Below are 5,578 nucleotides of genomic sequence, written 5' to 3'. Positions count from 1 at the left end.
CGAACGCGGCCCGCACCAGCAGCACGTCGATGCCGAGGTGCTCGGCGAGGCCCCGGCACACCCCGGCGACCAGCCGGCCGCGGCGCGCGCGCTCCAGCCGCGCCCGTCCGGGACCGGCCGGGGCGCCTACCCCGCTCTCGTCGCGTTCTCCCACGTCACCGATGGTCACACGACCGGGACGGATGCGCCATCCGGGACATCCCCCAGTGCCGTCCTCAGGGTCGGGTCAGGGGCGTCCCCGATACCGCGCGGGGACGCGGGACGCCACCATGGAGGCATGGACACCGATCAGCGGCAGGACGCCGCCACCACGCCTCCGCCGGGCGGACTGCCCCGGCTGGCGCGGCGCACCGAGGGGCGGTTCCTCGCCGGCGTGTGCTCGGGCCTCGGCGCCCGCACGGGCGTCGACCCGGTCGTGTTCCGGGTCGGGTTCGGTGTGCTGACGCTGGCGCACGGGCAGGGCATCCTGCTCTACATCCTCGCCGCGCTGTTCATGCCGGACCGCCCGGAGGGCATGTCGGCGGCCGAGCGGCTCTTCCACCGCCGGTTCGACGCGTCCGGGGTGCTGACCGTCCTCGGGCTGCTGCTCGGCGCGAGCGTCCTGCTCAGCGTGATCGGCTCGGGCGTCTCGACCGACGCGGTCGCGGTGCTGACGGTGTTCGGCCTGGTGCTGCTGGTGGCGCACGCCCGCGGCGTGAACCTGGTGGACGTCGCCCGGACGCTGCCGGAGCGCCTGGCGGGCCATCCGCCGGCGACGCCGTCCGAGCAGGAGTTCCGCACGGCTCCGCCGAAGGGCTCGCCGCTGCCGGACGGCATGATCGACCTCTCCACGCTGGGCCGCACGGGGGCGCCCGGCGCGACCGGAGGGCCGGGGACGGGGGCCGGGGGCCCGCCCGCCGACGACACGTCGTACCGGTACGGCCCGGACGCCGTCGATCTCGGCGCGTACGGGACGCGGGACCACGACCGGGCGCGGGCCCGGGCGGCCGGGGCGCACCCCCACGGGTACCGCCACCGGGCCAAGTCGCCCCTGACCTGGTTCGTGATGGCCCTGGCGGCCGGCGCGGCCTGGATCACCGCGCAGTACGAACTGTCCGCACGGGACGACTGGGACGGCTGGACCCTCGTCCTCGCCACGGCGCTCGCCGTGACCGGAGCGGGCCTGCTGGCGGGCGTCCGCTTCCGGGTGCGGGGCCTGGCGACCGTGGCGTCCCTGCTCACGTTCGCACTGTTGACGACGTCTGTGGCCGCGACGGCACCGCGCGGCGGAGAGTTCGGGGACACCATGTGGCGACCGACCGACGCGACCCAGGTCGCGCAGGACTACCGGGTGACGATCGGGAACGGCACGCTCGACCTGACCGCGCTGCCGGTGAAGCCGGGCGAGCGGCTGGAGGTCTCGGCGGCCGTCTGGACCGGCCAGCTGCGGGTGGAGCTGCCCGCGGGCGCGCGGGTGAAGCTGGACGCGCGGGTCAAGATCGGCGACATCCGGATCGGGCAGCGGACCGTCAACGGCCCGAACGCCCGGACGACCGAGGTCCTCGAACCGACCGCGGGCGGCTCCAACCCGGCCGTGATCACCCTCCGGATCCGAGGGACGCTCGGAGACGTGCAGGTGACCCGGTGACCGGCCGCACCGACCCCTACACCGGCTCGGGCCCCGGCTCCGAGGCCGAGTCCGGCGGGAGGCGCCCCCGGCGCCGCCTGGACCCGGCCGCGCCCGTCGCCGGGGTGTTCTACCTGGCCGTCGCCGGCGTGTTCATCGCCGGCTGGGTGCGCGACCGCCCGATCGGCGACCCGATGGTCGTCGCGGCGGTCGTGCTCGTCCTGATGGGGCTGCTCGGGATCGTCCGGGCGCTCCTCAAGGCCCAGCGCCGCGGCCGGCCCTGACCGGCGTTTCCCACTATTCCGGTAGGAATGTGACCAGCATCACCCCGCTCCAGTGGAACACATAAACCGGACATTGAGGTTAAATTTCCTCGTGAGGTTCTCCGAGAAGAAGATTTGGCTGGTCGCCAGGTTGCACGTCGACCTGTGCCGCCTCGCCAGCGTGCTGTGTCACGGCTGACGCCCCTCTCTCGTCCCTGACCTCGTTCACCCGCCGTCGGCGACCGCGCCCTTCCGCGCCGCGCCCACGGATCGTGCCCTCCCTGTCGCACGCCCGCTCACGGGTCGCGCCCGCCTCCGTCCCCGGACGGCGGAGCGCCCGCGTCTCCGGCCGCCGGTGAACCATCCCTGGAGCAGTGTCTGTGAACCTTCGCGTCTGGAAGTGGCAGTTCTGGCAGCAGATCGTGCTGTCGCTCGTGCTGGGCGTCGCCGTCGGCGCCGTCATCAACAACACCGCCGACGATGGCAGCAAGATCGCCACCGACTGGCTGGACCCCTTCGGCGACGTCTACGTGTCGCTGCTGAAGGTCGTCGTCGTGCCGCTGGTGTTCGCCGCGATCGTGGTGAGCATCGGCAAGCTGCGCAACGTCGGCAACGTCGCCCGGCTGACCGGCAAGACCCTCGGCTGGTTCGTGGCCACCTCGGCGATCTCGACCGCCGTCGGCCTCGGCGTCGCCTTCCTGATCAACCCCGGCAAGGGCCTCGGGCAGCTCGCCAGCGAGAAGACCGAGACCGACCCGGTCACCTGGACCCAGGTCCTGCACAACCTGTTCCCGTCCAACATCGTCAAGGCGATGTCGGAGGGCAACGTGCTCGGCGTGGTGACCTTCGCCGTGCTGTTCGGCGCGGCGCTGGTCGCGGTCGGCGAGCGCGGCGAGCGCATCACCGCCCTGGTGGACGACCTGTACGGCGTGATGCAGAAGATCGTCTGGTGGGTCGTGCGGCTCACCCCGATCGGCTCGTTCTTCCTGATCGGCTCGGTCGTGGCCACCTACGGGCCGTCCACGCTGGAGCCGCTGGCGAAGTTCACCGGCGCGATCTACCTCGCCGTCGCGATCATGCTGCTGCTCGGCTACCCGGTGCTGCTGCGGGTGTTCGGCCGCGTCTCCCCGCTGAAGTTCTTCCGCAACTCCTGGCCGGCGCTGCAGTTCGCGTTCGTCTCCTCGTCCTCGATGGCGACGCTGCCGATCGCGCAGCGGGTGCAGATCGAGCGCAACGGCGTCCAGCCGGAGTACGCCAGCTTCGCCCAGCCGCTCGGCGCGACCATCAAGTTCGACGGCTGCGGCGCGATCTACCCGGCGGTCGCGGCGGTCTTCGTGGCGCAGTACATGAACCTGCACCTCGGCCTCGCCGACTACCTGCTGATCGCGCTCGCCGCGGTCATCGGCCAGCTCGGCACCGGCGGCACGCCCGGCCCGGCGCTGGTCGCGCTCACCCTGACGCTGACGACGGTCGGCCTGCCGCTCACCGCGGTCGGCTACCTGATCGCCATCGACAAGGTGATCGACATGGCGCGGACCACGCTGAACGTGGCCGGCCAGATCGCGATCCCGGTGATCGTGTCCCGGTCGGAGAACCTCCTCGACGAAGAGGTCTTCAACGCCCCCAAGGGCGACCTGGGCTCGGCCCCGAAGCAGGAGGTCCCGGTCCAGCGCGAGACGGTTCCCGTCCCCGCCTGACGGACCTGGGCGGCGTCCGGGCGGCGCCGCCCGCCCCTCGGCCGAACGGCCCCGCGTCCCCACCCGGACGCGGGGCCGTTCCGCGTTCCGGGCGGCCGGTGCTCGTCCGGGCGGCCGGTGCTCGTCCGGGCGGCCGGTGTCCGTCCGCCGACTCGCCGATCGGGGGCGGGACGGCGCTAGTGTGAGCGGCCCCGCCTTCCGGGTGCGCGGACGGCGGGTCCACCCCCTGCCGAGGAGGCCGAGCATGCTCCGACCGATCGCCGCGACCGCGCTGGTCCTGGCCCTGGCCACCGCCTGCGGAGGCGGCGGCGACGACGGGGACGACTCCGGCCGGGCCGCCGGCTCCACCCCGGCCCCGGCCTCCGCCTCCCCCTCCGGCTCCGGGTCCGCGGGTGCGCCTGGCGCCTCCCCTGGCGCGCCTTCCGGCTCGCCCGGAGCGCCGGTCACCGTCAACGGCGTGACGCCCGGCCGCGCGGCTCCGTCCAAGTTGGACGGCACCTGGACGTCCGGCGGGGTCAAGCTCTTCTTCTACCGGGGCGCGGCGGCCCTCAACGCCCCGAACTTCTGCACCGGCACCGTCGACGCCCAGAACGCCATCGTGCTCACCTGCGCGGACCACTCCACCAAGCGCACGCAGGGCAAGGCCGTCCTCGACGGCAAGAACCTCACGGTCACCTGGACGAGCGGAACCGTCGACAGGTTCACCCACAAGAGCTGAGGCCCCGAGAGCGCCGCCTCGCGCATCCGGATCATCCCTGAACGGCCCCGTAACCCCAGGTTGCGGGGCCGTTCAGCGTTTTCGGACGGCAACGGGCGAAGACGTGCGGGCCAGGCGTCCGGTTGGCACGGTGGCCGGATCCGGCCACGCGAAAACGATCTTGTTGACATCAGTAGTTACTGACCGGTTTGTATGAACCTTCACGTTTTTGTTGGACGCCCGGACCCCCACCCCACCCACGTCCTGCCTGCGTGTCCGGCCGGGGTCCCCAGAAGGAGGCGAAGCATGCGTCGTAGGACGCGCGCGGGGGCGGCGGCACTAGCCGCGGCCCTGGGCACCACCTCGTTCCTGACGGTCTCGGCCACCGCCGCGCACGCCGCGCCGGTGACCGAGTACTCCGTCCCGATTCCGGACGTGATGCCCGCCGGGCTCGCCAAGGGCCCCGGCGGCTCGGTGTGGTTCACCGAGAACGCGGGTGGCATCGGAAAGATCTCCTCCGGCAAGGTGACCGAGTACGCGGTCCCGGCCAACTCCCAGAAGCTCAAGGCCCTGCCCGGCGCCATGGCCAACGGGACCGACGGCTCCATCTGGTACACCGACATGTCCCAGACCGTGCCGCGCATCGGGCGCGTGGACCCGGCGACCGGCGGCTCCACGCTGTTCGAGCTCCCGACGACCGGGCCGCTGAACTTCAGCTACGCCATGGTCAACTCCGTCACGCCGGGCGCGAACGGCTCGATGTGGTTCTCCGGCGTCAACGCCGGCGTGATCGGGCGGATCGACGCGTCCGGCAACCTCGCCCTCTTCGCCGCCGGCGGCTTCCCCTCCAGCATCACGCTGGCCAAGGACGAGGCGGTCTGGTACGCCGACCAGACGGGCTCCGTCGGCCGCCTCGACACCGCGACCGGCGAGGTCAAGAAGTTCCCGGTGCCCGGCTCGACGCTGGGCCAGCCCGCGCTCTCCGACATCGCGGCCGGCGCGGACGGCAAGATCTGGTTCACCGAGCCGTCGGTGAGCAAGGTCGGCTTCGTCGACCCGGCGACCGGCGCCGTCAGCCAGTTCTCGCCCGGGACCCCCGACTCCAAGCCGACCGGCATCCTCGCCGGCCCGGACGGCCGGGTCTGGTTCGCCGAGACCGCCGCGAGCAACATCGGCGTGGTCGACGCGTCCGGAAGCATCACCGAGTACCCGCTGCCCGCGACGCTCTCCGCGCCGCGCAGCCTGATGCTCGGCGCGGACGGCAAGATCTGGTACAGCGCTCCCGCCTCCGGCTCCGGGGGGCTCGCCTGGCGGC

At 72.9% G+C, this 5,578-nt stretch carries 7 protein-coding genes; 6 read left to right on the top strand and 1 reads right to left on the bottom strand.

The window, feature by feature from the left end:
• Positions 1–154 (bottom strand): PspC domain-containing protein (locus AB0J52_RS25030; protein WP_500184621.1); only part of this gene is annotated, 154 nt, incomplete at its 3' end.
• Positions 155–277: 123 nt separating this feature from the next.
• Here AB0J52_RS25030 and AB0J52_RS25025 point away from each other — a divergent pair.
• From AB0J52_RS25025 to AB0J52_RS25000, 6 genes are all read left to right on the top strand, one after another.
• The gene (locus AB0J52_RS25025; RefSeq protein ID WP_500184619.1) at positions 278–1,627 is read left to right on the top strand and encodes a PspC domain-containing protein; all 1,350 of its coding nucleotides are present in this window, start codon (positions 278–280) and stop codon (positions 1,625–1,627) included.
• Positions 1,624–1,890 carry a hypothetical protein gene (locus tag AB0J52_RS25020; protein ID WP_500184617.1) on the top strand — a complete coding sequence of 89 codons (267 nt, stop codon included), beginning with the start codon at positions 1,624–1,626 and terminating at the stop codon, positions 1,888–1,890. The genes AB0J52_RS25025 and AB0J52_RS25020 overlap by 4 nt, the downstream gene beginning before the upstream one ends.
• Positions 1,891–1,942: 52 nt before the next feature.
• Positions 1,943–2,068, top strand: coding sequence for a putative leader peptide (locus AB0J52_RS25015; RefSeq protein WP_500184615.1), 126 nt, complete (start codon positions 1,943–1,945; stop codon positions 2,066–2,068).
• Positions 2,069–2,249: 181 nt separating this feature from the next.
• On the top strand, positions 2,250–3,566 hold the full coding sequence (locus AB0J52_RS25010) for a dicarboxylate/amino acid:cation symporter (RefSeq protein ID WP_500184613.1): 1,317 nt from the start codon (positions 2,250–2,252) through the stop codon (positions 3,564–3,566).
• 244 nt (positions 3,567–3,810) lie between these two features.
• Positions 3,811–4,284, top strand: a complete 474-nt coding sequence (locus AB0J52_RS25005; protein ID WP_500184610.1) for a hypothetical protein — start codon at positions 3,811–3,813, stop codon at positions 4,282–4,284.
• A gap of 285 nt (positions 4,285–4,569) precedes the next feature.
• The coding region (locus AB0J52_RS25000) for a Vgb family protein (RefSeq protein ID WP_500184609.1) at positions 4,570–5,578 on the top strand (1,009 nt) is incomplete at its 3' end.

This window comes from Spirillospora sp. NPDC049652 (assembly GCF_040675125.1).
GTDB lineage: Bacteria > Actinomycetota > Actinomycetes > Streptosporangiales > Streptosporangiaceae > Spirillospora.
Note: the sequence above shows the minus strand (reverse complement) of the source record. Positions and strands in the feature narration are given on the sequence as shown.

Excerpts from the sequence above, each read along its gene's own strand:
- AB0J52_RS25025 (WP_500184619.1), top strand. The coding sequence starts at position 278 with ATGGACACCGATCAGCGGCAGGACGCCGCCACCACGCCTCCGCCGGGC.
- AB0J52_RS25005 (WP_500184610.1), top strand. The coding sequence starts at position 3,811 with ATGCTCCGACCGATCGCCGCGACCGCGCTGGTCCTGGCCCTGGCCACC.